This is a genomic window from Microbispora hainanensis (assembly GCF_036186745.1).
Lineage (GTDB): Bacteria > Actinomycetota > Actinomycetes > Streptosporangiales > Streptosporangiaceae > Microbispora.
The window spans coordinates 4,173,626-4,196,727 of record NZ_CP108086.1; the positions used below are offsets into that span (position 1 = coordinate 4,173,626).

Below are 23,102 nucleotides of genomic sequence, written 5' to 3' on the forward strand. Positions count from 1 at the left end.
GTTACGAGAGAAACGTGCAGACGGCTCGGTAGCGCGAGCTGAGTGGAAGTCCGCCAGGAACGTCCGGACGCAGCTGACGGTGCATCTCACCGGCATGACCACCGGCATCAGACGATGCATGTACTGCGGTGACGGCCTCGGTACGGACATCGACCACTTCGAGCCGCTCGCCGAGGCGCCGTTACGCGCCTTCGACTGGCCCAACCACCTGCTGGCCTGCTCCCACTGCAACAGCCACCAGAAGCGCGAGCTGTTCCCTCGGGACGAGGACGGCGCACCACTGCTCGTGGACCCTACGGCCGAGGATCCGTACGAGCATCTCGAACTCGTGCTAAGCACCGGCGTCTACGAGGCGTTGACGCGCAGGGGAGACATCACGATCGAGGTCTTCGGCCTTAACCGAGCCGATCTCGTACGGGGCCGCGCCTCCGCCTTCGTCCGGACCGTCTCCATGCTCCGTGATCGGGCCAGGCTGCTCGGCTCGGACGCTGAAGAGGCGGCCGAAATCGTCACGTCCCTGCGCGATCAGCCGTTCGCCGATGTGCTCTACGCCATGCTCCGCTACCGGAGCCTTCCCGGGGCGCATCTTGTCCTGCGCGGCGGGGAAGTCGTCGACGCCCTCGGTGATCCGGCCCTCCAGTTCTGGCCGCACGCCGGCGAGTTCGAGCCGAGCCGGTGACCGGCCCTCGCGCTGATCCGTACGCGAGGGCCGGGCGGGGTGGTCAGCTCTCGATGAGCTGGTGATCGGTCCTGATCCGGCCGTCCTCGCCGAGCGTGAGGAAGTCGAACCCGACCGAGTCCACCTCGCCGGAGGCCGTACGCACCATCTCCCAGTTGAAGCGGACCGCGCCGTGGTGGCCGTTCGCGTTCTCCACGGCCCGGAAGACGTACGTGCCCGGAGCCACCCACTTGTCGTACGACGTGGCGATGCGCTCCTCCAGCTCCGCGTGGCCGTGGGCCTCCATCGACGGGGTGTAGTGGGCGGCGTCGGGGGCGAACAGCCGGGCGATCGACTCGCGGCGTACGGCGGGGTCGGGCTCGTTCCACACGGCGGCGTAGCGGCGGGCCAGGTCGTTGAGATCGTTCATGGTTCTCCTTCGCTGATGACGGGTCAGGCCGTGGCCCTGGCGCGCGGAAGCCACTGGACGAGAGCGGCGATGGCCAGGGTGATGACGATGAGGTGGACGAGCCCGTGCTGGAACGCGACGGTGCCGCCGCCGTGGATAGAACGATCGGTATGCACCGCCCAATTAGATAGACTGGTTGATCTACTGTCAAGTGCGTGCCAGAATCGGCATGTGACGACGAGACCCGGTCCCCGCCAGCGGCTGCTCGACGCCGCCAGGGAGCTCACCTACAGCCAGGGCGTACAGGTGGGCGTCGACGCGATCCTCAAGCAGGCGGACGTCGCGAGACGCTCGCTCTATCAGCACTTCGGCGGCAAGGACGGCCTCGTGGCCGAGGTGCTGCGCAGCGACGGCGGGCTGGACCGCTACCGCCAGGTCATGGACGCGGCGGGGGACGATCCGCGCGAGCGGGTGCTGGCCGTGTTCGACGAGCTCGACGTGATCACCTCGCAGCCGGCCTTCCGCGGGTGCCGTTACACCGCGGCCGAGCTCGCGCTCACCGACCCCGCGCATCCGGCGCACGGGGAGGTGCGGTCCTTCAAGGAGGGCCTGCACCGGTTGATGGCGGCGGAGCTGACCCGCCACGGGCATCCCGCTCCCGACGCGGGCGCCGACCAGCTCCTCGTGCTCATCGACGGCGTGCTCGCCCACGCCGTCACCCGGCCCGCCGCCCGTCCGGCCCTGGCCGCGCGGGCGCTCGCGGAAGCCGTGTTCGCCACGTCGAGATGATTGGCCTCGCCCGAATTTGACTGTTTCGGTCATCTCCTGGTTGATGATCCGCAAAGATGATCGCCAGGACGCCGCCCGGACCGAGGGCGGCGGTTGGGAAAGGACAACGTATGCGCAGGTCCGCGAGTACGGTCGTCGTCGCTGCGGCGCTGGCCGTCGGAGGGCTCGTCGCCAACCCGGCATACGCGATCTCCGCCGGCTACACCCCCGAGGGCGTGTGCGGCTCCGGCTTCGGCCGGGTCAGCGATGACGGCAGCCGGGCGGTGAAGACCCCTTCGGGGCGGGTCTTCGGGCGGGTCTACCTGCTCTACAACCGCAAGACCGGGCAGAACTGCGTCGTCACCATCAAGTCGTCGTACGCCGGCACGGCCACCCGGACGTCCGCGACCCTGGTGACGCAGGTCAGGCGCCACCGCGACGAGCCGGTGACCACCGCGCACAAGAGCGACAGCGGGAAGTACAAGTACTACGCCGGTCCGATCAAGCTGTACGCCAAGGGCCTGTGTGTCAAATACTCGGGCACGATCGCCGACACCCGCATCAACGGCGAGGTCGCGAGCGGCGGTCGCAGCGGATGGGGCAACTGCGGCTGATTCCGGACGTCCGCACCACGGCCCGGTGAGGCCGGCTTGTGGGGGCCGCCCGGCCTGCGCCGGGCGGCCCCTCTCACGTGCGGCTTTCGGGCCGGCCGAAAATGATTGGCGGGCCGGACGGCAGGTCCGATAGAACAGGCGGACCTTCGAGGACGAGAGGAGGGACGAGCCGATGTACACCGAAAACGTCGTGCCGGTTCCTTCCCGGGGTGTGGCCGGACGCTGACCCCTGGGCGCGAGCGGCGCACCTCACCCGAGGAAGTGCAGTGAACCCCGAAAACCTGATCATTCGCCCCATCGCGGGGCGTTCGGAACTCGACCTTTTCCGCCGTCTGCCCTACGTACTGAACGACGAGCTGGACGACGACCTCGCCGCCGGTCGGCGGCGGCCCGAGTGGATGTGGATGGCGTTGCGCGGCGACCACCTCGTCGCACGGTTGTCCTGGTGGGCCCCGCGTGCGGGCGAGCCGCCGGAGCTGCTGGACATCCTCGATCTCGACGACGCCACGCCCGCACCGGCGAGCATCGACGCCGGGGTCCGGCTGTTCGAGACCGCGAGCGCCGCGGTGCTGCCCGCCGGGGTTCGCCCACCGGAGCACAACGCGTACGTCCCCCCGCGGTGGCGCGACGACGCGGAGGCGAGGCGTGCGGTCGAGGGCCGCATCGCCGTACTGGAGCGAACCGGTGCCCGGCCGCTCGTCGAACGGCTGCGGCTGGAGTGGCGTCCGGGCGCGCCCATCGCACCGCCGAGCGGCCGGCTGGCCTTCCGCCCCGTGTCCGGGAGGGAGGAGCTGGTCGCGCTGATGACCCTCGTCCTCGACGGCACGCTCGACGCCCACAGCCGCGCCGACCTCGTCCGCATGCCCGCCGAGCAGGCCGCGGCCCTGCACTACGACGACGAGCTCGCCCACTATCCGAGCCCACGGGAATGGTGGCGGATCGGCACATCACCCGAAGGCGAACCCGTGGGATTCGTCATCCCGGCGCGCAACTCCTACAACGCGATGATCGCGTACATCGGGGTCGTGCCCGCGCACCGCGGCAAGGGCTACATCGACGACCTGCTGGCCGAGGGGACGCGGATCCTCGCGGAGCAGGACGTCCCGCGTGTCCGCGCCGCCACGGATGTCGGGAACGTCCCGATGGCCCAGGCGTTCCTCCGTGCCGGATACGAGGTCATCGGGCGGCGTATCGACATGACCTGGAGCGAAGGCGAGTCCCAGTAGTTCGTCACCCCCGGACCCCGGCGCTCACCGGGTCCGGGGGCCTCCGGGGACCCCTCAGGGCGCCCTTCACGGAGCGTCGCCGCGCGGCGTGCTCACCCGCACACGACCGTCCACACCGGAGACCGTCATCGTGCCGTCGGCGACGAGGCCCGTGATCGAGGCGTCGCGCGGCACGGTGATGTCGTACGCGACACGACACGGGCGGATTCTCGGCTGGCACGCCAGCGTGCAGGAGGAGCGGCCGCCCCACGTCGTCGGGTTCGTCGTCCTGCTGTGCCTCGTGGTCATGCTGGTCGCGTTCCGCTCAATCCTCGTCACCCTGGTCACCGGCCTGCTCAACCTGATCTCCGTGGCGGCGGCCTACTGCATCCTCGTGCTCGTCTTCCAGAATGACTGGGCCGAGCCTGTCCTGGGATTCCAGTCGAACGGCGCCGTCGTCTCGTGGATCCCGTTGATCCTCTTCGTCGTCCTGTTCGGCCTGTCCATGGACTACCACGTGTTCGTGCTCAGCCGGATTCGCGAGGCGGTCGTCAGGGGCGAGGGGGTCAAGGACGCCGTCCGGAGCGGCATCGTCAGGGCCGCGGGGTCGTCACCAGCGCCGCCGTCATCATGGTTGCGGTGTTCGCCCTCCTCGCGACCCTCTCGACGCTGGAGATGAAGCAGCTCGGAGGCGGCCTGGCGGTGGCGATCCTGCTGGACGCGACCGTCGTCCGGGGCCTGCTGCGGCCGGGGCTCCTGGCCCTCCTCGGCCGTCCGGCCTGGCGGGAGGTGCGGTTTCTTCGCAGGCTTCCGTCGGTCGCGCACGACTGACACCGTCCTCGGGCGCCGGGAACGGCGGAGGACACGCGCGGAAAATGGTTTGCGGGTCCCGCCGTCGTCCTCGCTAGGGTGACGCTCATGGGCTGCTTCGCATGCTTCACGAGGATCCGCCGCTCATAGCGGCGGATCCCTTCCTTTCGTACGGCTCCGCCGCCATCGGTGTCCTCGCCGGTGCGGCGCTTCGTGCTGCCCGGCTCCGATCGCGCACTCGCGGAGCACTTTCATGGTTCATCAGGGCGGACGGCACGAGCTCGGCCAGAACTTCCTCGTCGACCGCATGGTGGTCGCACGCATAGGGGACCTCGTCGCCGGGACGACCGGCCCGATCGTCGAGGTCGGCGCGGGCGACGGCGCGCTCACGCTTCCCCTCAGCCGGTACGGCAGGCCGGTGACGGCCGTCGAGGTCGATCCCGGGCGGGCACGCCGGCTGGCCCGGCGCGTCCCGGCCAACGTCACCGTCGTCGCCGCCGACATCCTGCGGTTCCGGTTTCCCCGGCATCCTCACGTGGTCGTCGGAAACCTGCCGTTCCATCTCACGACCTCGATCATGCGGCGGCTCCTCGCGGCGTCCGGCTGGAGAACGTCGGTGCTGCTGGTGCAGTGGGAGGTCGCCCGGCGGCGGGCCGGCGTCGGCGGCGCCAGCATGCTGACCGCCGCCTGGTGGCCGTGGTACGCGTTCGAGGTGCATGCGCGGGTGCCCGCCCGTTCGTTCCGGCCCACCCCCTCGGTCGACGGCGGGCTGCTCACCATGACGCGCAGGGCCGCACCTCTCGTCGATGAGCGGGAGCCCTACCAGGACCTCGTACGCCGGGTCTTCACCGGCCGAGGGCGCGGCCTCGCGGAGATCCTCGAACGCACCGGATGCCTGGACCGCCGGGCCGTACGCGCCTGGGCGCGTGAGGCCGGGGTGGCGCCCAACGCGCTGCCCAAGGACCTGACCGCCGATCAGTGGGCGTCCCTCTGGCGGGAAGTGGCGCGGAACCGGCGGCCAGGCCTGTGATGATGTCCTTTTCCCCGCATCGTGGACGAAAGGAATCACGTGAACGATCTGGTCGCCCGGCTGTGGCGGAGCATCGGCGGCTCATTGCAGTGGCGGCTGCTGTGGATGTCGCAGGCGAAGTTCATGATCGGCGTCACGGGGATCGTTCGCGACGGAGACGGGCGGGTTCTGTTGCTCCGGCACCGGTTGTGGCCGGAAGGCCGGCAATGGGGGTTGCCCACCGGCAGCGCCAAGAAGAGGGAGACGTTCCAGGACACGGTCGTCCGGGAGGTGCGTGAAGAGACCGGTCTGACCGTGCGCGTCGGCGAGCTCGTCCAGCTCAGGAGCGGCTACCGGCTGCGGGTCGAGGTGGCGGCGTACGAGGCCGAGTTCGTGGGCGGCACGATGAAGCTCGACCCCAGGGAGATCCTGGAGGCCCGGTGGTGCGCGCCCGACGACCTGCCGGAGGGGACGTTGGAGGCCCATCGGCTCCTGATCTCGGGCAGGGCCGGTTAGAGGGCCGATCGGACGGTCGCCGGACAGGTTGGTCGACCGGCGACCTGTGGATAGGGGTGATGCGGCACGGAGATTCGCCCGTTCTGTTCGCCGACTATCCACAGAATGGCGTTCGGCCGGGCCGGGCGACGGTGGTTTCGCGCAGGCTGTGGACCTGCGGCAGTGCGGGGAGCGGCAGGCGCGGGGCCGTCTGCTCCTACGGCACTTCCCGCGGCCGCTTCGGCGGTTGTAGATGCAGCACGTCGCGGAGGAGGAGCCATGCGAATCACCTATCCCGTGCCCGCGCAGACCTCGTCGGTCTTCGTCGTCGTCACGGACCGCACGCCGACCGATCTCACGTCGATCGTCCCCTGGCGGATGGGGCCGTCACACCGGCGCGCCGCCAGGGACGCGCTCGGCACGCCACGGCTGAGGCTGGAGGCGTTCCGGTCGACGCGCTCCCCGTGGCGGCGCATGGACCTGAGCACCGAGGACCTCAAACGGGTGAGACGGGCCCGCCACCATGTGGTGGTGACGAGCACCGCACCCGTCGAGGAACAACCCGAGGCCGCCCAGGTCGCCCGGGCGGCCGCGCGCGGCATCGCGGAGGCCTACCACGGCGTGTTGTACGACCCGCTCACCGGAGCGGCCGTCTACCACTGCGCCGAGTGCCCGGGGGAACGGCGCGACTTCGACCTCGGCGACGACTGGCTGGGCTGGAGGGTGTCGTGCGCCGACGAGGAGCACGCCTGTGTCCTCGGCCTCGGCACTGCCGCACCCGTGGGAGCCGATGCCGGCGGGGGTTGCTCGTGCCTGGTCACGATCTCGCGCGGCCTGCGGCGTTTCGGCCTGCCGGAGATCGCGTTGACCGGCCTCGCCTGCGCGCACAGCCTGTGTGCGGTGACCGTCCTGCGGGCCGTGGCAGAGTCGCTGCTCGCGGGTCACTTCGCCTGGCTGTCCTCCGGCTCCCGGTGGCAGACCGAAACGCCGCCGCCCTGCCGCGCCGTCGCCCGCCGCCTCCGGATGGCGGGCATCGACTACGCCGTGCTGTCCGGCGGAGCGGGGCCAGACAGCTCCGCCCAGGTCCCCGGCACCGAGCACGGGGCTGAGCCCGGCATGTCCGAGGGGTTGCGTGGGCGGCTCGTTGTGTGGGCGGGTCGGCCGGATCGGGAGAGCGGCCGCATGGCGAACGCCGAGCACGAGGCCGAGCCCGGCACCGTGCACGAGGAGAACGGGCTCCTGCGCGTGCGTCTCACACCGGCCGCCGCCGCGCGCTCGTGCCTCAAGCTCGGCCTGCCGGGCGGTCACGGCGGGAACCCTCACCCGCACCACACCGCGGGGCTGCTGGTCGCCTGAACCGCCTGCCCGGGCGGCGTGCCGGGGGCAGGGGGCGTGGCGTCCAGCGCACAAGTCAGGCGTACGGCACACGAGCCGGGGGAGGGGGCGTGGGATCACCGGCACCGATGGGGCTGGAGGCCGGCAGGACCATCGGCACGATGGGGGCTGGGGCAGGGCCGCGCGGGACCATCGGCACGATGGGGGCTGGGGCAGGGCCGCGCGGGACCATCGGCACGATGGGGCTGGGCAGGGCCGCGCGGGACCACTGGAACGATCGGCTGGTCCCCTGACCAGGTGATCAGGCGGCGGCGCGGGAACGTTTGGACCACCATGGGACGTCTGTAAGGTGTGACCCTTTTCGCTGCCATAGATGACGAGATACGGGACGCGCGGGATCGTGCCCGACGCCGCGACCAGCTCACCCGGCAGCGTGCCACTCTCCTGACGCAGATCGAGGAGGTGCGTGGCATGCTCGCCGATCTGGAGCGGCAGCTCGCCAAGGAGGATCGCGACGTCGCCAAGCTGGAACAGGGCGGCTTCGCCGCCTTCCTGGCGGGACTGACCGGCGACAAGGAAGAACGCCTGGCACGAGAACGGGCCGAGGCGGCGGCGGCCCGCCAGCGGGTCACCGGTCAGCGCACCCGCCTGGAGTGGCTCGCCGGCGATTTGCGGACCACCGACCAGGCCCTCGCGGAGCTCGGCAACCCGCATCAGGAGCTGGAGGTGCTGCTCGCCCGCAAGGAACGGATGCTGGTCGAGTCCGGGGACCCGCGCGGGCGGGAGCTGGCCGACATCGCCGCCCGGCTGGCGAACGTCAGCGCCGACCTGCGCGAGCACCAGGAGGCGCAGCAGGCCGGAGCCGCCGCGGGCCAGGCGGTCGGCTACGTCCTGCGGCACCTGAGCGGCGCCCGCGGCGCCTCGACATGGGACATGTTCAGCAGCGGCGGCTTCGCCGACATGGTCGAGCACGGACACCTGCGTCAGGCCGACGAGGCGGCGTGGCACGCGCAGGGCGCTCTCGATCGGTTCTCCCGCGAGCTGGCCGACATCGGCGTCGTCGCCGCACCCCGGTTGCCGAAGGTGGACACCCGCTGGTTCGCCGACGTCTTCTTCGACAACATCATCACCGACGCCATCAAGCACCAGCGGATCGCCCGTACGGCGGAGGCCGTCCGCGAGGTGGCCGAGTGGGTCGCGGCCATGGTCGCCCAGGTGTCCGTTCGCTGCGGTGAGCTCACCCGTCAGCAGGACTCCCTCGCCCGGCGGCGTGAGGAGGTCCTGAGCTCCTGACCCGTTCCGCCCGGCCAGGCTGTCGAAGAAGTCTTCGGCGGAGGTGCGCGTCCTCGGGCGGCGCCGCACGCTTCGCGCCGTGGCCGACATGAGCGGATCCGGGTCTGCCGGGCTGTTCGCGCTGATGCTGCTCGCCGACGCCCGACGCCCGACGCCCGACGCCCGACGTTCGACGTTCGACGTTCGACGCCCGACGTTCGACGCCCGACGCCCGGCGTCTGACGTCCGGGGCGCCACGCGTACCGCTCCTGACGGCACGCGCGTGCACGGGACGGCGGGGTGCCCGGCGCTATAGAGATCGCCGGCCTCTTTCCGCTGGTCAACGCGTCGCGCGGGTCGGCGAGCAGGCCCCGTGTGACGAATATCCACTTGCCGTCTTCTCACCTTCGTGCACGGAATGGAGCCGTTGCCCTAAGAGGAGAAGACATGACGAGCAGAGTGATAGCGGTAAGCCGCAGCGCCACCCACACCTTCAGCAAGACCCCTCTGGAGTCGATCCGGCTGCTGGCCGGCCTCGGTGTCGAGGGCGACGCCCACGCCGGAGTGACCGTGAAGCACCGGTCGCGGGTCGCCCGTGATCCCAGCCAGCCGAACCTGCGCCAGGTGCACCTGGTGCACGCGGAGTTGCACGACGAACTGCGCGAGGCGGGCTTCGCCGTACGGGAGGGGGACATGGGGGAGAACGTCACCACCAGGGGTGTCGATCTGCTCGCGTTGCCCACGGGGACACGGCTGCGCCTCGGCGAGACCGCCGTCGTCGAGGTGACGGGCCTGCGCAACCCGTGCGCGCAGCTCAACGGTTTCCAGGACGGGTTGATGAAGGCCGTGCTGGATCGGGATGAAGAGGGCAATCTGGTGCGCAAGGCGGGGGTCATGGGCATCGTCATCGAGGGCGGCGAGGTCCGGCCCGGCGACCCTATCTACGTGGAGCCTCCGGCCGGACCGCACGAGCCTCTTCGGCCGGTGTGAGCGGCGCTGGCGCCTGCCCGCGGTCCCCTGACGCCTGCCCGCGGCCGTGTGGCACTTACCTCGATCCCGTCACGCATGGCCGCGACGATGTGGCTTACCCGCGGTCCTGTGATGGTTTTCGCCGTTTCATCCCGAATGCCTGAGGCTTTGTGACGCTTACCCGTGGTCGTCATTCGGCCGGGTAAGGGGCCGGCGCGGAAGCGTCGGCCCGGCAGGCGGCCGGCCCGACGCCCTCCCATGGGCCGGTCTCAGCAGATCTGGACCGGCCGCAGCGGACGGGTCTCAGTGGGCGGGTATCAGTGGGTGTGGCCCGGCCTCAGCAGACCCGGCTTGAGGTGGATGCGGCCGGCCACAGCAGACCGGCCTCAGCAGACCGGCCTCAGCAGACCGGCCGCAGCAGACCGGCCGCAGCAGACCGGCCTCAGCGGACGGGAATCAGTGGGTGTGGCCCGGCTCGTCGTGGTCGTGGTCGTCCTCGTCCTCCAGGACGCCCTCCGACGGCTCCACGCCGAGCATCGCCTCGCGCGGCTCGACCTCGGCGACGTGCTCGACCAGGCCCAGCACGTGGTCGGGCTCGATCAGCCACTGCAGGGCGGCCGCGCCCGTCTCGTCGGAGTTGACCAGCTCGATCTGTTCCTGCCGCTCGGCGTCGTTCAGCTCGGCCTGGGGGTCGCGGATCTCGGCGAGCGCCGCTGCCTGCAGCGCGTCGACATCGAGGACCTCGACCACCAGGTCGACGGTGAGCCGCAGGTAGCGACCGGTGTCCGTTCCATCGCTCATGGTGGTGATCCTATCGGCTAGCCGTTACGGCAGTTTCCACTCGACCGGCGCCGCGCCCTGCTGCTCCAGCAGGGCGTTTGCCCGGCTGAACGGACGGGAGCCGAAGAACCCGCTGCGCGCCGACAGCGGGCTGGGGTGGGCCGACTCGATGCACGGCACGTCGCCCAGCATCGGCCGCAGGTTGCGGGCGTCGCGGCCCCACAGGATCGCAACGAGCGGCCCGCCCCGCGCGACCAGCGCCTTGATGGCCTGCTCGGTCACCTCTTCCCAGCCCTTGCCCCGGTGGGAGGCGGGCTTGCCCGGCATCACCGTGAGCACCCTGTTGAGCAGGAGCACGCCCTGCTCGGTCCACGGGGTGAGGTCGCCGTTCGAGGGCGGGGTGGGGTGGCCGAGATCGGCCATGTACTCCTTGAAGATGTTGACCAGGCTGCCCGGAAGCGGCCGTACGTCGGGGGCCACGGAGAAGCTCAGCCCGACGGGGTGTCCGGGGGTGGGGTACGGATCCTGACCGACGATCAGCACCCGGACCTCGCTCAGCGGCTGCTGGAACGCGCGGAGGACGTTGTTCCCCGCCGGGAGGTACTGGCGGCCTTCCGCGATCTCCTGCCTGAGGAAGTCGCCCATGGCGGCGATCCGCCCGGCCACGGGTGCGAGGGCCTCGGCCCACCCGGCTTCCACGAGTTCGTGCAACGGACGTCCTGACATGTCCGCGCACTCTATCGGCTTTTCGGCCCCCGTACGGCCCGGCAGCGGAAAGATCGGATGCCCGCTTACCCCCGTAAAGCGGGCATCCGACCCCCTTTCTGTACGGTGCACCACACACGGGACATTTCCCGTGGTGACCGCGGTGATGCCGGAGGCCCCGGGACGATCCGGGGCCTCCGGCCGGTCACTTGACCGAGCCCGCGAGCATGCCCTGCACGAAATACCGCTGGAAGGCGAAGAACAGCACCAGCGGGATGATGAGCGACAGGAACGCGCCCGGCGCGAGGATGTCCACGTTCGTGCCGAACTGCCGCATCTGGGATTGCAGTGCCTTCGTCATCGGCTGGTTCTCGGTGTCGGCGAACACCAGCGCGACGAGCAGGTCGTTCCACACCCACAGGAACTGGAAGATGCCGAGCGACGCGATCGCGGGCTTGGCCAGCGGGAACACCACGGTGGCGAAGATCCGCCACTCCGGCGCGCCGTCCATCCTCGCCGCTTCGAGCAGCTCGCGCGGAATGCCCACGAAGAAGTTGCGCAGCAGGAAGATGGCGAACGGCAGACCGAACGCCACATGGAACAGCACGACCCCGAGGATCGAGCCGAAGATCCCGAGGGCTCCGTACAGCTTGGCGATGGGGATCAGCGCGATCTGCACCGGGACGACCAGCAGGGCGATGACCACGAGGAACACCAGGTCCCTGCCGGGGAACTCGATCCAGGCGAACGCGTACGCCGCCATGGCCGCGATGCCGATCACCAGCAGCGTCGCCGGCACCGTGATGAGCACGGTGTTCCAGAACGACGAGCCGAAGCCCGACGCGAGCAGGCTCGAGTAGTTGTCGAACGTGAGCTGCGCGGGCTTGGTGAACAGCGTCCACCAGCCGGAGGAGTTGTTGTCGGTCTCGCCGCGCAGCGAGACCACGAGGAGCCCCAGGGTGGGGAGCAGCCAGAAGAGCGCGACCAGGATCATGAAGACCTGGACCAGGCCGCCGCCGAGGCGGTCGACCACCCGTGCGACCACGTTGCGCTGGATCGGCTGCGCGTGCCGGGGTTCGGCCAGGGTCGTCATCCCTCGTCCCTCCTGAACCGGCGGATGTTGAAGATCATGAACGGCACCACCAGCACGAGCAGGAAGATCGACAGCGCGCTTCCCAGGCCCTGGTTGCCGCCGCCGCCGAACGACACGCGCCACATCTCCAGCGCGATCACGTTGGCCTGCGGCTGCACCGAGCCGGGGGCGATGATGAACACCAGGTCGAAGACCTTCAGCACATTGATGATCATGGTGACGAAGACGACGAGCAGCACCGGCGACAGCAGCGGCACGGTGATCCGGCGGAACACCTGCCACTCGGTCGCGCCGTCGATCCTGGCCGCCTCCAGGGCGTCACGGGGGATCGCCGACAACCCGGCCGCGATCAGCACCATCGCGAATCCGGCCCACACCCAGATGTACGCGCCGATGATCGCGGGAGTGATCAGCGACGGCCCCAGCCAGGTGAGCCCGTTGAAGGGCGCCGTGAAGTTCGACTGCGGCAGCCGTACGACATAGGAACCGGCCTGGAGACCGGAGAAGCGGAACGTGCCGTCGGCGGCCGTCTCGGTCGTCGCCTTGACCGCGCCGCCGGAGACCGCCTCGACCGTGATGCCGCCGAGGCCCTTCTCCTGCGGGTCGATCTGGTTCAGCGTGCCTCCGCCGCCGCGGACGACGTCGAGCCAGACGGTGCCGCTCAGGCCGTCGCCGCCGGGGGCGGCCTTGGCCGGTGCGGCGTCCTTCACGGCGTCCTGGGTCAGGCCGACGAGCGGGATCAGCACCGGGGTGCCCGCCTGCGCCTCCTGCCTTGTCACCACGGCGCCGTCCTGCACGACCGCGGGCGCCTGGTCGTTCTCCCGCGGCCGGGCTCCGGGGTAGCTCGCGCTGGTGGAGAAGGCGTCGTGGACGGTCGTGATGATGGCGTTGGCGACGCCCTTGTCGGGGTCCTGCTCGTACACGAGGCGGAAGATGACCCCGGCGGCGAGCAGCGAGACGGCCATCGGCATGAACAGCACGAGCTTGAACGCCGTCGACCACTTGATGCGCTCGGTGAGCACCGCGAAGACCAGGCCGAGCGCGGTGACGATGATCGGGGCCACCACGACCCAGATGATGTTGTTCCTGATCGTGGTGAGCGTCGAGGAGTCGGTGAAGATCGAGACGTAGTTGCCCAGTCCGACGAAGCGGTCGCCGGTGGCGTCGAAGAGGCTGCGCCAGATGGAGTAGACGACCGGATAGATCATCCACGCGGCGAGCAGCAGCGCCGCCGGCAGCAGGAACATCACCGCGAGTCTCGGCGGCGGGCCGAGGCGCGGGGACGCCTGCGCCGTGCCCGCCGCCGTGCCCGCCGTGGCGACCGCGCCGGGCGGGGCCGCCGTCGCGGACCCCGCCGCGGCCGGACCCGCCGCCGGCTCACCGGAACCGGCAGCGGAAACGGGCTCGGCACCGGAACCGGCACTGGAGCCGGAATCGGCAGGGGACTCGGAAACGGTCAGGGATTCCGAGGCGGCCGGGGTGTCGGCCCCGGCATCGGAGTGGGCCGCTCCCGCCTGGGGGGAGTCGGAGGAAGGATCTGCGAGGGGTTCGCGCGGGCCGGAGGAGGCCCCGGCGACGGCTTCTCCGTCGCCGGTGGCCTGCTGGCCGTCCAACCGATCGGTCACGGCCGTACTTCCTTTACTTGAAGGCCTTGGCGGCGTCCGCCTCGAGCTTCTCCTGTGCGCCCTTCACGTCGGAGGGGTTGCGGAGGAAGTCCTGCAGGTCCTTCCACTCGCCCTTGCCGTCGGTGCCGCCGAAGGCGCTGGGGGCGAGGTCGGACATGTCATACCGCACCGACTCGCCAGCCGAGATGATCGTCTGGGCGAGCTGCTTGGTCAGCTCGTCGGGGTAGTTGTCGGGGGAGACGTTGCGGTTGGGGGACAGGTAGCCGGGCTGCTTGGCCCAGACCTCGCCGCCCTCCTTGGACGCGAGATACTCCACCAGCGCCTGCGCGCCCTTGTTGTCCTTCATCACGACCGCGACGTCACCGCCGAGGACGACCGGAGCGGTGTCGCCGGCCTTCGGGAACGGCATGATGTTGGCTTCCTCGCCGACCTTGGCGCCCGACTGGCCGAGGGAGGCGGCGACGAAGTCGGCCTCGATGACCATCGCGGCCTTCTTCTGGGCGTACACCTGGGTGACGCAGGTCGGGAAGTCGGTCTGCAGCGCACCGGACGAGCCGCCGAGCATGAACTCCTTCTTGCCGAAGATCTGCGCCATCTTCTCAAGGGCGGTCGCGACCGTGGCGTCGGTCCACGGGATCTCGTGCTTGGCGAGCTTGTCGTAGTTCTCCGGGCCCGCGGTGGACAGGTAGACGTTCTCGAACAGGTCGGTCAGCGTCCAGCCGGAGGCGGCGCACAGCGCGAACGGCGGGACGCCGGAGTCGGACAGCGTCTGGGCGTTCTTGATCAGGTCGTCCCAGGTGGACGCGGGCTGCGCGCCGGCGTCGTCGAAGGCCGACTGGCGATACCAGACGAGCGACTTGTGCGCGGCCTTGACGAGCACGCCGTACACCTGGCCCTTGGCGGAGCCGAGCTCCTTCCAGTAGGGGGTGTAGTTCTGGTCGATCTGCGCCTGCACCTCGGGGGCCAGCGGCTTGAGCGCGTTCTCGTCGGCGTACTGCTGCACCAGGCCCGGCTGCGGCAGGATCGCGACGTCCGGAGGGTTGCCGCCCTGGATGCGGGGGCCGAGGTAGGCGCCGGTGTCCTCACCGGTGGACGCGTAGGTGACCGTGGCGCCGGTCTTCTCCTCGAACGCCTTGAGCACCTTCTCGAAGTTGGCCTGCTCGTCGCCGGTCCACTTGGCGGCGACCTCGACCTTCACACCCTCCAGGGGCTTGGCCGCGGCGCTGTCGGCGGCCGGGGCGCTGCCCGAGGCGGCGGGCTCGCTGCCGGAGTCGCTGCCGCACGCGGCCGCGGCGGCGAGAGCGAGGCACGCGACCATGATGGGGGGAAGTTTCCGCATATCTATCCTCCGAACTGGATGACCTCGCCGAGTCCCTGTTTCAGGTCGGCGACGGTCTCGTCTACGGGTTTTGCGAGGGTGAGCGCGCCGGAGACGGCGCTGGAGATCAGCAGGCTGATCTGGTTGTAGTCGGCGGTGACCGGCCTCGGCCGGGCCGAGACGATCGCCTCCTTGAGCGCGGGCAGATAGGGGAACCGCCTGATGAGCTCCGGGTCGTCGTACAGCTCCGCCCACACCGGCGGGAACGAGCCCTCGGTGAGCACGAGCCGCTCGTTGTCGAGGCCGGTGAAGTAGCGGATGAAGTCGAGCGCCGACTTCTGCCGCTTCGAGAAGGCGCTGATGGCGAGGTTGTAGCCGCCCAGTGAGCTCGACCCCGGCCCGTTCAGGCCGGGCAGCCGGGCCACCGAGAACTTCCCGGCCAGCTTCGAGTGGGCGGCCGGTCCGTACGCGTGGGGCCAGTTGCGGGCGAACAGCAGCCGCCCCTCCTGGAAGGCGAGCCGCGACTCCTCTTCCTTGTACGTCAGCGCCTCGCGGGGGATCCACCCCTCCTTGATTCCGCCGACGAGGAAGTCGAGCGCGGCTCGTGCGCTGCCGAGGTCCATCGTGACCTTGCGGGCGTCCGGGCTGAGGATCGACCCGCCCGCCGACTGGACGGCCTCGGCGAAGTTGACGGTCAGCCCCTCGTACGGCAGGAACTGCCCGGCATATCCACCGATGTGATACTTCGCGCTCAGGCGGGAGGCCTGGTCGCGCAGCTCCGCCCAGGTCTTGGGCGGCTTCAGGTGCTCCTTTTTCAGGATGTCGGACCGGTAGTAGAGCAGGCCGGCGTTGCTGGTGTAGGGCGCGGCCCACAGCCTGTCCCGGTAGATGGCGGTGTCGGCGACGCCCTTGAGCAGCTTGTCCAGGGGGAACAGGCTGCGGTCGAGCGGTACGATCCAGCCGGCGTCGGCGAACTCCGCCGTCCACATCACGTCGAGCGCGAGCACGTCGTAGACGTCGTTGTGCGCCTGCAGGTTGGCCACCATCTGTGCGCGCTGCTCGTCGGCCGCCTCGGGCAGTTCGAGCAGCGACACCGGCTCGTCCGGGTGCGTCTGGTTCCACCGGTCCAGCAGCGGGCGGAGGTAGGCGGTGGTGTCCCTGCCGATCGCCAGTGTGATCGGCCCGGTGCCGTCGCTGCCCACCGTCGACTGGGCGCCGGTGTCGGCGAGCCCTGCGCAGCCGGCCGCCAGGAAGACGGCCAGGGCGGCGAGAGCTCGGCGAACCATGTGGCCTCCGTATGAAAAGCCGGTTACATACGTGTTAGGTAAGTGCATGCATGTTATGCATAGCGATAATGTGAGCGTCAACGGATGAGCTCGTAACGCTCCGATAACTGCTCGATACGGCTGGGGGGGTGGGCGCGTGCGGCAGTCGCTGCTGGCGCTCCTTGCGAAGGAACCTGCCCACGGATACGAGCTGAAACAGGCGCTCGAAACGATCTTCGGAGGCGCCTACCCGTCGCCCAACATCGGCCAGATCTACGTGACCCTGGGCCGGCTGGAGAAGGACGGGCATGTCCGGTCGGTCGACGTCGAGCAGGCCAACCGGCCGAACAAGAAGGTCTACTACATCACCGCCAGCGGCAGGGAAGCACTGGAGAACTGGGTCGAGGAGCCCACCGAGGGCCCCCGGGTGCGTGACGAGTTCTTCATGAAGCTCGTGCTGGCTCCCATGACCGGGCTCTCCGACCGCATGGCGTTGGTGAACCGGCAGCGACGGCACTACCTTTCGCTCATGCGAGATCTCCGCGAGCTGGCCGAGCGCACCGATCCGGCCAACCGCGTCGCGCTGCTGCTCATCGAGGGAGCCATGCTCCACCTGCAGGCCGACCTCGACTGGCTCGAACGCTGCCAGGAGGAACTGCCATGAGCGAGCGGAGCGAGCGAATCGATAGGCACAGGGCGTTTCGCGAATGCGACCCCGAGCCGTCAGGCGAGGGGGCGGCATGAGCGAGCGAACCGACAGGCGCAGCGCCCTGGACTTATGTGGCCCCAAGCCGCACGGCGAGGAGGCGGAATGAGTGCCGAGGCGCCCGTCGTACGGGCCGTCAACCTGGTGAAGATCTACCAGACCGGCGGGCTGCCGGTGCACGCCGTACGCGGGGTCGATCTGACCGTCGAGGCGGGAGAGTTCGTCGCGGTCATGGGCCCGTCCGGGTCGGGCAAGTCCACCTTGATCCATATGATCGGCGGCCTGGACACGAGAACGAGCGGCGAGATCTGGCTGGACGGCAGCCGGGCCGACACGCTCTCCGAGAGCGGGTGGGCGGTGCTGCGCCGGCAGAAGATCGGCTTCGTCTTCCAGTTCTTCAACCTGGTCGCGAACATGACCGTGGCCGACAACGTCGAGCTGCCCGCGCTGCTGGGCGGCGTCTCGCCCCGGCAGGCCAGGGAACGGCGCGAGTATCTCCTGGGCGAGCTCGGCCTGGCCGACCGCGCCGGGGCGTCGCCGGCGCAGCTCAGCGGTGGCGAGCAGCAGCGGGTCGCGCTGGCCCGCGCGCTCGCGAACCAGCCCCGGCTGCTGCTGGCCGACGAGCCGACCGGCAACCTCGACAGCCGCAACACCCGCGACGTGCTGCGCCTGCTCGGCCAGGTGCACGGGCAGGGCCAGACGATCGTGCTGGTCACCCATGACGCGCGGGTGGCGAGCATGGCCGACCGCGTCGTCAGCCTGCTGGACGGCCAGATCGTCGACGACGGCGCGATCCCGAAGTCGCGCCGGCGCCCTCTGGGAGCGGCCGGCGACGTCGTGGAGCTGCGCAGTTGAATCCGTCCCGCCGCCATGCCTTCCCGGTGACCCCTCCGCAGAGCCCGAAGAGCCGGCAGTGCCCGGCTCGGCGCGAGGGGGCCGCGTGATCACGACGAGGACCGCGGAGCTGCGCTGGATCCGCGCGGACCTGCGGGCGCGCCGGGGCCAGGCGGCGCTCACGGTCCTCGCGGTGGCGGGGATCGTCACCGCGCTGATCATCGCCGCCACGCTGCTCGAGGACGGCACCAATCCCTGGCGCGGCCTGTTCCAGCGCAGCAACAGCGCGCACATCTGGATCCACAGCAAGGACGTGCCCGACGTGTCAGCGCTGCGCCAGTTGAAGGGCGTGACCGACATCGCCGGGCCCTACCGCAGCGCGCCCGCCACGCTGGTCGCGCATGGCCGCCGGGTGCCGATCACCTTGCAGGAGACGCCGGCGGCCTTCCCCGCCGTGGCCCGCCCGCTCCTGCGCGAGGGCCGCTGGCTCGACGTACGCACCCCGAACGCCGTGGTCGTCGAGCGGTCGTTCGCCCGCGCTCTCGGCCTGCGGCCGGGCAGCCCGTTCACCGTCACCGGACTGAACGGTGCGACCCACAATCTGACCGTCGCCGGGCTGGCGGAAAGCGGCGACCAGGGGTTCTATCCGGAGTGGACCCCGGGCCTGGCCTGGACGCTCGCGCAGACGCTGAACGTGGTCGAGCCCGCCCCCGGCCGCACCGAGACCGTGACCGGGCTCCGCCTCGCCGACCCCGCCACCACCGATCTCGTCGTCCAGCGGGCCGTCTTCACGATGCGCAACCAGGTGCAGCGGGTGACGACCTGGCGCGAGGTGCGGGCCTCCATGGAGCTCGACAACCGGCTGCTCGGCCTGCTGCTCGCGCTGTTCGGCGTCGCGGGCCTGGTCGCCGCCGCGCTGGCGCTCGCCAACGCCGCCGGAGGCCGGGTGCTGATGCAGTTGCGCGACATCGCCACGCTCAAGTCGCTCGGGTTCACTCGCGGCCAGGTGGTGCGGATGCTCGTCATCGAGCACGGCACGCTCGGCTTGCTCGGCATCGCCGCCGGTGCGCTCGTCGCCCGGCTGATCACGACGTACGCCATGGGGGAGTCGGTCGTCGTCCCGTTGTCGGCCGGACCGCTGTCCGCGATCCTCGTGGGGACGTCGCTGACGGTGCTGGCCGCGGTGCTGATCCCGGCCTGGCGCGGCGGGCGCACCCCGCCGATCCCGGCCGCCCCGGCGGCGCCGCCGCGCGGGCACCTGTCGCGGCTGGCCCGGGTCGCCCTGCTCGTACGGCTGCCGCCCGCGCTCGTCCTCGGCGCGAGGGACGCCTTCACCCGCAGGACGCCCGCCGCGCTCACGCTGTGCGGCATCGCCATCCCGATGATGATGATCACGATCGGGCTCGGTTGCTGGACGACCCTGGACGACTTCATCCGCCACCCGGAGAGCGTGGGCCAGGCGGCGGCCCTGACCGTACGGCCGGCCGAGCTGACCGCCGAGGAGGCGCGCCAGCGCGCGATGGCCGACCCGGACGTGGTCGCGGCCTATCCGGGCGCCGAGCTCGACGCGCTCGTCCCCTGGCAGACCAGGACCGTGCGGACCAGGGCGCTCGGCCTGTCCTCCGACCCCTACCCCTTCCCCGTCGTCGAGGGCCGGATGTTCGCCGACCGGGGCGAGGCGGTCGCCGGGCAGGGCCTGCTCGACCTCCTCGGCGTGCAGATCGGCGACCGGGTCCGCGTGACGATCGGCGGCACGCCGCTCATCGTCCGGATCGTGGGCCGCGTTGTCGAGCCGGAGCAGGACGGCGAGGTGCTGTCGCTGGGGTTGGACAGCCTGGCGGCCAAGGACGCGGAGCCGCCCCAGTTCTACGCACTCGTGCTGCGACCCGGCGCCGACGCGGCCCAGGTGAGGGCACGCCTGCAGGGGCAGGGGCTTGAGGTGGCCCAGGCCGTGAACCCGGCCGACCGGCTCGCGGTCATCCGGGTGATCATCATCGCGCTGGTCGCCGTGCTGGCCCTGATCGGGCTGGCCAGCCTGTTGACGGCGAGCGCGCTCGGGCTGCGCGACCACGTCCTCGACCTGGCCGTGCTCAAGGCGATGGGGCTGACCCCACGCCAGGTGATGGCCACGCTGGTGACCGCCACCGGCCTGCCCGCGGCGGTGGGGGTCGTGCTGGGGGCCGCGGCTGGGGCGTTCTGGTCACGGTGGCTGATCGACCTGGAGGGCCGCGGCAGCGGCGTCGGCGCCGGCATCGGCCGCGCCCCCACGCCCGGCATGCTCGCGGCCGCCCTGCTCATCGCGATCGGCGCGGCGTTGCTGGTGGCGCTGATCCCCGCCAGGCGGGCGGCGCGGGCGCAGGTGCCCGTCACCGCCCGCTGAAGGACCGGCGAACTCGCCCCGGACGTCCGCCGGTCTTCCCCGCCCCCCCCGGCTGCCCGGCCATTCCTGATGACGCCGCGCACCGCTGCTGAAACGCCGTTCAGCCGCTCCCGAAAGGCCACTCGATCCCGCCTCGGAACGTCGCTCGGTCCTCTTGAGGACGCGCCGGTCAGTCTCTCCTGAACACGCCGCAGGCGATCCGGCCGCCCGAGTCGCCGGCCTTGAGTGTCTCGGCGTCGGGCCCTGAACGGCTGTAGCGGCCGGGGATGTTCGCGTGGTTGTCCGGTTTGGCATGGATGATGATCGAGCTGCCGTCGCCGCTCAGCAGGTCCTCCACCGTGAACCGGTCGGTGACGTACGAGGCCTGCCCGACGCCGTCGCCGCGGACCAGGAGATCGGGCAGGTCACCCGCGTGCCCGGGATGGGAGCCCGAGCCGAGATGCGAGCCCGCGCTGGAGAAGGGGCTGCCGGTCGCCGGGTCCTTCGCGTTCGGGTCGCAGACGGCCTTGTCGTGGATGTGCATGCCGTGGAACCCGGGCGGCAGGGCCGTGACCCTGATCTTCACCTCGGTCCCGCCGTTCTCGTCGTTCTCCACCTGGACCGTCCCGACGTTCTGCCCCTGCGCGTTCGTGAGAGTCGCGGTGGCGTCGACGTCGCGCGGCACCATCGGCGCCTGTGCCGTGGCGGCCCCGGAGACGGCCGCGCCCGCGACCACCGCGGCGGCCAAGGACAGGTAGGTGTGCCGGAGCATGAGGCTCCCCCTCTCGCCGATGCGAGAAATCCGCCCGTTCACGTCACGGTAGGCACATCGGGCGAAAGGGGTGGGCCAAGGCGGCGTCAAGTCTGCCGTGAACACGACGACGCCCCGTCCAAGGCCCGTGGAAGGGCCCGGGACGGGGCTCTTTGCCACGCCGGCCGGATCAGGACCTGCGCAGGGACAGCCAGTAGAAGCCGTAGCCCGGCAGCGTGAGCAGGTACGGCAGCTCGCCGACCGTCGGGAAGGGGACGCCGCCCCGGCACTCGACGGGCGTCACCCCGGCGAAGCGCCGCAGGTCGAGCTCGACCGGCTGGGCGAAGCGCGACAGGTTGTTGACGCACAGGACCACGTCGTCGCCCTCCTCCCGCAGGAAGGTCAGCACGCTCGGGTTCGGCGACCACAGCTCGGTGTAGCTGCCGGTGCCGAAGATCGGGTGCTCCCGCCTGATCTGCAGCATCCGCCGGGTGAAGTGGAGCAGCGACGACTCGCTCTTGGTCTGCGCCTCGACGTTGACCGACTGGTAGCCGTACACGGGGTCCATGACCACCGGCAGGTAGAGCCGGCCGGGGTCGGCCTCGGAGAACCCGGCGTTGCGGTCCGGGGTCCACTGCATCGGCGTACGGACCGAGTCACGGTCCTCCAGCCAGATGTTGTCGCCCATGCCGATCTCGTCGCCGTAGTACATGACCGGCGAGCCCGGCATGCTGAGCAGCAGCGCGGTGAACAGCTCGATCTGGTCCCTGTCGTTCTCCAGCAGGGGCGCCAGGCGCCGCCGGATGCCGAGGTAGGCGCGCATGCGCGGGTCCTTGGCGTACTCCTTGTGCATGTAGTCGCGCTCTTCCTCCGTCACGGTCTCGAGCGTCAGCTCGTCGTGGTTGCGGAGGAAGATGCCCCACTGGGCGCTTTCCGGCAGCTTGGGGGTACGCGACATGATCTCGGAGATCGGCTCGCGGCTCTGCCGGCGTACGGCCATGAAGATGCGCGGCATCAGCGGGAAGTGGAAGGCCATGTGGCACTCGTCGCCGCCCGTGGTGGGGTCGCCGAAGTATTCGACGACGTCCTCCGGCCAGCCGTTGGCCTCGGCGAGCAGCACCCGGTCGGGGTAGAGCCGGTCGACCTCGGCGCGGACCTTCTTGAGGTAGGCGTGCGTCTCCGGCAGCCCGGCGCAGGAGGTGCCCTCGCGCTCGAACAGGTAGGGCACCGCGTCCAGCCGGAACCCGTCCACACCGAGGTCGAGCCAGAAGCGGATGACCTCCATCATCGCGTTCTGGACGTCCGGGTTGTCGTAGTTCAGGTCGGGCTGGTGGTGGAAGAACCGGTGCCAGTAGTACTGCTTGCGCACCGGGTCGTACGTCCAGTTCGACTCCTCGGAGCCGACGAAGACGATGGGGACGCCCGAGTATTTGTTCGGGTCGTCCGACCAGACGTAGAAGTCTCCGTACGGGCCGTCCGGGTCGCTGCGGGACGCCTGGAACCAGGGGTGCTGGTCGCTGGTGTGGTTCATCACGAGGTCGGTGATGACCCGCAGGCCGCGCTCGTGCGCGGCCTCGATCAGCTTCACGAAGTCGCCGAGGTCGCCGAACTCCGGAAGGATCTTGAGGTAGTCCGAGATGTCATAGCCGCCGTCCTTGAGCGGGGACTGGTACAGCGGCAGCAGCCAGAGGCAGTCGACCCCGAGCCACTTGAGGTAGTCGAGCTTCTCGATCAGCCCGCGCAGGTCGCCGGTGCCGTCGCCGTTGGAGTCCTTGAAGCCGCGGACCAGTACCTCGTAGAAGACCGCGCGCTTGTACCAGCGGGGGTCCTGTGAGGTGAAGTCGGTGATCTCCGGGAGATCGCCGGTGGTGGCGCCGAATGACCCGGAAGCCGAGTCAGGGCAGGGCGCAGCAGCGTTCATCTGGTTCTCGCTTGAGGAAGGAGGAGCGTGTTGTCAGGTCACACCCGAGCTTTTGAAGCTCTCGCCATGATGTTTGGCTCTATTTGACCAAAACTACCACCAGAAGTGGTCTGACCGAAAAGGCTGACGCCGGTTTGACATGCAGTTTTTACCTGTTTCCAGGTGATCACGCAGAGCTACCGCACAGCCGCGCTCCACAAC

The 23,102-nt window shown here is 70.3% G+C and carries 25 protein-coding genes; 15 read left to right on the plus strand and 10 right to left on the minus strand.

The annotated features are described in order from the left end of the window. The first annotated feature begins 94 nt into the window (after positions 1 to 94). Positions 95 to 679: an HNH endonuclease gene (locus tag OHB01_RS19565; protein ID WP_205830112.1), complete on the plus strand. Its 585-nt coding sequence runs from the start codon at positions 95 to 97 to the stop codon at positions 677 to 679. 43 nt (positions 680 to 722) lie between these two features. Here the strand turns inward: OHB01_RS19565 and OHB01_RS19570 are convergent, their stop codons facing one another. Together OHB01_RS19570 and OHB01_RS19575 are read right to left on the minus strand one after the other, a co-directional pair. After that, positions 723 to 1,088: a nuclear transport factor 2 family protein gene (locus tag OHB01_RS19570; RefSeq protein ID WP_142647190.1), complete on the minus strand. Its 366-nt coding sequence runs from the start codon at positions 1,086 to 1,088 to the stop codon at positions 723 to 725. A gap of 23 nt (positions 1,089 to 1,111) precedes the next feature. Beyond that, positions 1,112 to 1,243 (minus strand): hypothetical protein, encoded by a 132-nt coding sequence (locus OHB01_RS19575; RefSeq protein ID WP_260617208.1) that lies wholly within the window; start codon positions 1,241 to 1,243, stop codon positions 1,112 to 1,114. 55 nt (positions 1,244 to 1,298) lie between these two features. Here OHB01_RS19575 and OHB01_RS19580 point away from each other — a divergent pair, with 55 nt between their 5' ends. From OHB01_RS19580 to OHB01_RS19630, 11 genes are all read left to right on the plus strand, one after another. Further along, positions 1,299 to 1,856 (plus strand): TetR/AcrR family transcriptional regulator, encoded by a 558-nt coding sequence (locus OHB01_RS19580; RefSeq protein ID WP_221889900.1) that lies wholly within the window; start codon positions 1,299 to 1,301, stop codon positions 1,854 to 1,856. A 110-nt stretch (positions 1,857 to 1,966) separates the two neighbouring features. Further along, positions 1,967 to 2,449, plus strand: a complete 483-nt coding sequence (locus tag OHB01_RS19585; protein ID WP_142647189.1) for a hypothetical protein — start codon at positions 1,967 to 1,969, stop codon at positions 2,447 to 2,449. Between the two features lie 266 nt (positions 2,450 to 2,715). Then, the gene (locus OHB01_RS19590) at positions 2,716 to 3,675 is read left to right on the plus strand and encodes a GNAT family N-acetyltransferase (protein WP_260617207.1); all 960 of its coding nucleotides are present in this window, start codon (positions 2,716 to 2,718) and stop codon (positions 3,673 to 3,675) included. Between the two features lie 88 nt (positions 3,676 to 3,763). Beyond that, on the plus strand, positions 3,764 to 4,333 hold the full coding sequence (locus tag OHB01_RS19595; protein ID WP_205830111.1) for an MMPL family transporter: 570 nt from the start codon (positions 3,764 to 3,766) through the stop codon (positions 4,331 to 4,333). After that, positions 4,294 to 4,485 carry an MMPL family transporter gene (locus OHB01_RS19600; protein ID WP_205830110.1) on the plus strand — a complete coding sequence of 64 codons (192 nt, stop codon included), beginning with the start codon at positions 4,294 to 4,296 and terminating at the stop codon, positions 4,483 to 4,485. The genes OHB01_RS19595 and OHB01_RS19600 overlap by 40 nt, the downstream gene beginning before the upstream one ends. Before the next feature lie 232 nt (positions 4,486 to 4,717). Then, the gene (gene erm, locus OHB01_RS19605) at positions 4,718 to 5,494 is read left to right on the plus strand and encodes a 23S ribosomal RNA methyltransferase Erm (protein ID WP_142647188.1); all 777 of its coding nucleotides are present in this window, start codon (positions 4,718 to 4,720) and stop codon (positions 5,492 to 5,494) included. Positions 5,495 to 5,533: 39 nt separating this feature from the next. Then, a complete protein-coding gene (locus OHB01_RS19610; RefSeq protein WP_142647187.1) occupies positions 5,534 to 5,989 on the plus strand; it encodes an NUDIX domain-containing protein in 456 nt (151 codons plus the stop codon). A gap of 258 nt (positions 5,990 to 6,247) precedes the next feature. Next, a complete protein-coding gene (locus OHB01_RS19615) occupies positions 6,248 to 7,324 on the plus strand; it encodes a hypothetical protein (protein ID WP_142647186.1) in 1,077 nt (358 codons plus the stop codon). An 89-nt stretch (positions 7,325 to 7,413) separates the two neighbouring features. After that, positions 7,414 to 7,596 carry a hypothetical protein gene (locus OHB01_RS19620; RefSeq protein ID WP_142647185.1) on the plus strand — a complete coding sequence of 61 codons (183 nt, stop codon included), beginning with the start codon at positions 7,414 to 7,416 and terminating at the stop codon, positions 7,594 to 7,596. Positions 7,597 to 7,654: 58 nt separating this feature from the next. Next, on the plus strand, positions 7,655 to 8,596 hold the full coding sequence (locus OHB01_RS19625; protein WP_142647184.1) for a hypothetical protein: 942 nt from the start codon (positions 7,655 to 7,657) through the stop codon (positions 8,594 to 8,596). Positions 8,597 to 9,022: 426 nt separating this feature from the next. Further along, positions 9,023 to 9,565: an MOSC domain-containing protein gene (locus OHB01_RS19630; protein ID WP_142647182.1), complete on the plus strand. Its 543-nt coding sequence runs from the start codon at positions 9,023 to 9,025 to the stop codon at positions 9,563 to 9,565. A gap of 435 nt (positions 9,566 to 10,000) precedes the next feature. Here OHB01_RS19630 and OHB01_RS19635 read toward each other — a convergent pair whose 3' ends face one another. From OHB01_RS19635 to OHB01_RS19660, 6 genes are all read right to left on the minus strand, one after another. Then, entirely contained in the window at positions 10,001 to 10,345 is a 345-nt protein-coding gene (locus OHB01_RS19635; protein ID WP_142647181.1) for a hypothetical protein, read from the minus strand. 24 nt (positions 10,346 to 10,369) lie between these two features. After that, a complete protein-coding gene (locus tag OHB01_RS19640; RefSeq protein ID WP_142647180.1) occupies positions 10,370 to 11,050 on the minus strand; it encodes a uracil-DNA glycosylase in 681 nt (226 codons plus the stop codon). A gap of 184 nt (positions 11,051 to 11,234) precedes the next feature. Further along, entirely contained in the window at positions 11,235 to 12,122 is an 888-nt protein-coding gene (locus tag OHB01_RS19645) for a carbohydrate ABC transporter permease (protein ID WP_142647179.1), read from the minus strand. After that, positions 12,119 to 13,747, minus strand: a complete 1,629-nt coding sequence (locus OHB01_RS19650; RefSeq protein WP_312845731.1) for an ABC transporter permease subunit — start codon at positions 13,745 to 13,747, stop codon at positions 12,119 to 12,121. The genes OHB01_RS19645 and OHB01_RS19650 overlap by 4 nt, the downstream gene beginning before the upstream one ends. Before the next feature lie 13 nt (positions 13,748 to 13,760). After that, the gene (locus OHB01_RS19655; protein WP_142647177.1) at positions 13,761 to 15,086 is read right to left on the minus strand and encodes an ABC transporter substrate-binding protein; all 1,326 of its coding nucleotides are present in this window, start codon (positions 15,084 to 15,086) and stop codon (positions 13,761 to 13,763) included. A 2-nt stretch (positions 15,087 to 15,088) separates the two neighbouring features. Continuing rightward, positions 15,089 to 16,351, minus strand: coding sequence for an ABC transporter substrate-binding protein (locus tag OHB01_RS19660; RefSeq protein ID WP_142647176.1), 1,263 nt, complete (start codon positions 16,349 to 16,351; stop codon positions 15,089 to 15,091). A gap of 136 nt (positions 16,352 to 16,487) precedes the next feature. On the opposite strand from OHB01_RS19660, the gene OHB01_RS19665 reads away from it, so the two are divergent. From OHB01_RS19665 to OHB01_RS19675, 3 genes are all read left to right on the plus strand, one after another. Further along, positions 16,488 to 16,994, plus strand: a complete 507-nt coding sequence (locus OHB01_RS19665) for a PadR family transcriptional regulator (protein WP_142647175.1) — start codon at positions 16,488 to 16,490, stop codon at positions 16,992 to 16,994. A gap of 147 nt (positions 16,995 to 17,141) precedes the next feature. Next, entirely contained in the window at positions 17,142 to 17,891 is a 750-nt protein-coding gene (locus OHB01_RS19670; RefSeq protein WP_142647174.1) for an ABC transporter ATP-binding protein, read from the plus strand. 85 nt (positions 17,892 to 17,976) lie between these two features. Continuing rightward, entirely contained in the window at positions 17,977 to 20,250 is a 2,274-nt protein-coding gene (locus OHB01_RS19675; RefSeq protein ID WP_142647173.1) for an FtsX-like permease family protein, read from the plus strand. 169 nt (positions 20,251 to 20,419) lie between these two features. Here the strand turns inward: OHB01_RS19675 and OHB01_RS19680 are convergent, their stop codons facing one another. Beyond that, on the minus strand, positions 20,420 to 21,001 hold the full coding sequence (locus tag OHB01_RS19680; RefSeq protein WP_142647172.1) for a superoxide dismutase family protein: 582 nt from the start codon (positions 20,999 to 21,001) through the stop codon (positions 20,420 to 20,422). A 169-nt stretch (positions 21,002 to 21,170) separates the two neighbouring features. Continuing rightward, positions 21,171 to 22,901, minus strand: coding sequence for a maltose alpha-D-glucosyltransferase (gene treS / locus OHB01_RS19685; protein ID WP_142647171.1), 1,731 nt, complete (start codon positions 22,899 to 22,901; stop codon positions 21,171 to 21,173). Positions 22,902 to 23,102 lie beyond the last annotated feature (201 nt).

Bases quoted from the DNA above. Each gene is read 5' to 3' on its own strand.
- OHB01_RS19640 (WP_142647180.1), bottom strand. From the start codon at position 11,050: ATGTCAGGACGTCCGTTGCACGAACTCGTGGAAGCCGGGTGGGCCGAG.
- OHB01_RS19635 (WP_142647181.1), bottom strand. From the start codon at position 10,345: ATGAGCGATGGAACGGACACCGGTCGCTACCTGCGGCTCACCGTCGAC.
- OHB01_RS19565 (WP_205830112.1), top strand. From the start codon at position 95: ATGACCACCGGCATCAGACGATGCATGTACTGCGGTGACGGCCTCGGT.
- OHB01_RS19680 (WP_142647172.1), bottom strand. From the start codon at position 21,001: ATGCTCCGGCACACCTACCTGTCCTTGGCCGCCGCGGTGGTCGCGGGC.
- OHB01_RS19615 (WP_142647186.1), top strand. From the start codon at position 6,248: ATGCGAATCACCTATCCCGTGCCCGCGCAGACCTCGTCGGTCTTCGTC.
- OHB01_RS19630 (WP_142647182.1), top strand. From the start codon at position 9,023: ATGACGAGCAGAGTGATAGCGGTAAGCCGCAGCGCCACCCACACCTTC.
- OHB01_RS19670 (WP_142647174.1), top strand. From the start codon at position 17,142: ATGAGTGCCGAGGCGCCCGTCGTACGGGCCGTCAACCTGGTGAAGATC.
- OHB01_RS19570 (WP_142647190.1), bottom strand. From the start codon at position 1,088: ATGAACGATCTCAACGACCTGGCCCGCCGCTACGCCGCCGTGTGGAAC.
- OHB01_RS19660 (WP_142647176.1), bottom strand. From the start codon at position 16,351: ATGGTTCGCCGAGCTCTCGCCGCCCTGGCCGTCTTCCTGGCGGCCGGC.
- OHB01_RS19655 (WP_142647177.1), bottom strand. From the start codon at position 15,086: ATGCGGAAACTTCCCCCCATCATGGTCGCGTGCCTCGCTCTCGCCGCC.
- erm (WP_142647188.1), top strand. From the start codon at position 4,718: ATGGTTCATCAGGGCGGACGGCACGAGCTCGGCCAGAACTTCCTCGTC.
- OHB01_RS19585 (WP_142647189.1), top strand. From the start codon at position 1,967: ATGCGCAGGTCCGCGAGTACGGTCGTCGTCGCTGCGGCGCTGGCCGTC.
- OHB01_RS19645 (WP_142647179.1), bottom strand. From the start codon at position 12,122: ATGACGACCCTGGCCGAACCCCGGCACGCGCAGCCGATCCAGCGCAAC.
- treS (WP_142647171.1), bottom strand. From the start codon at position 22,901: ATGAACGCTGCTGCGCCCTGCCCTGACTCGGCTTCCGGGTCATTCGGC.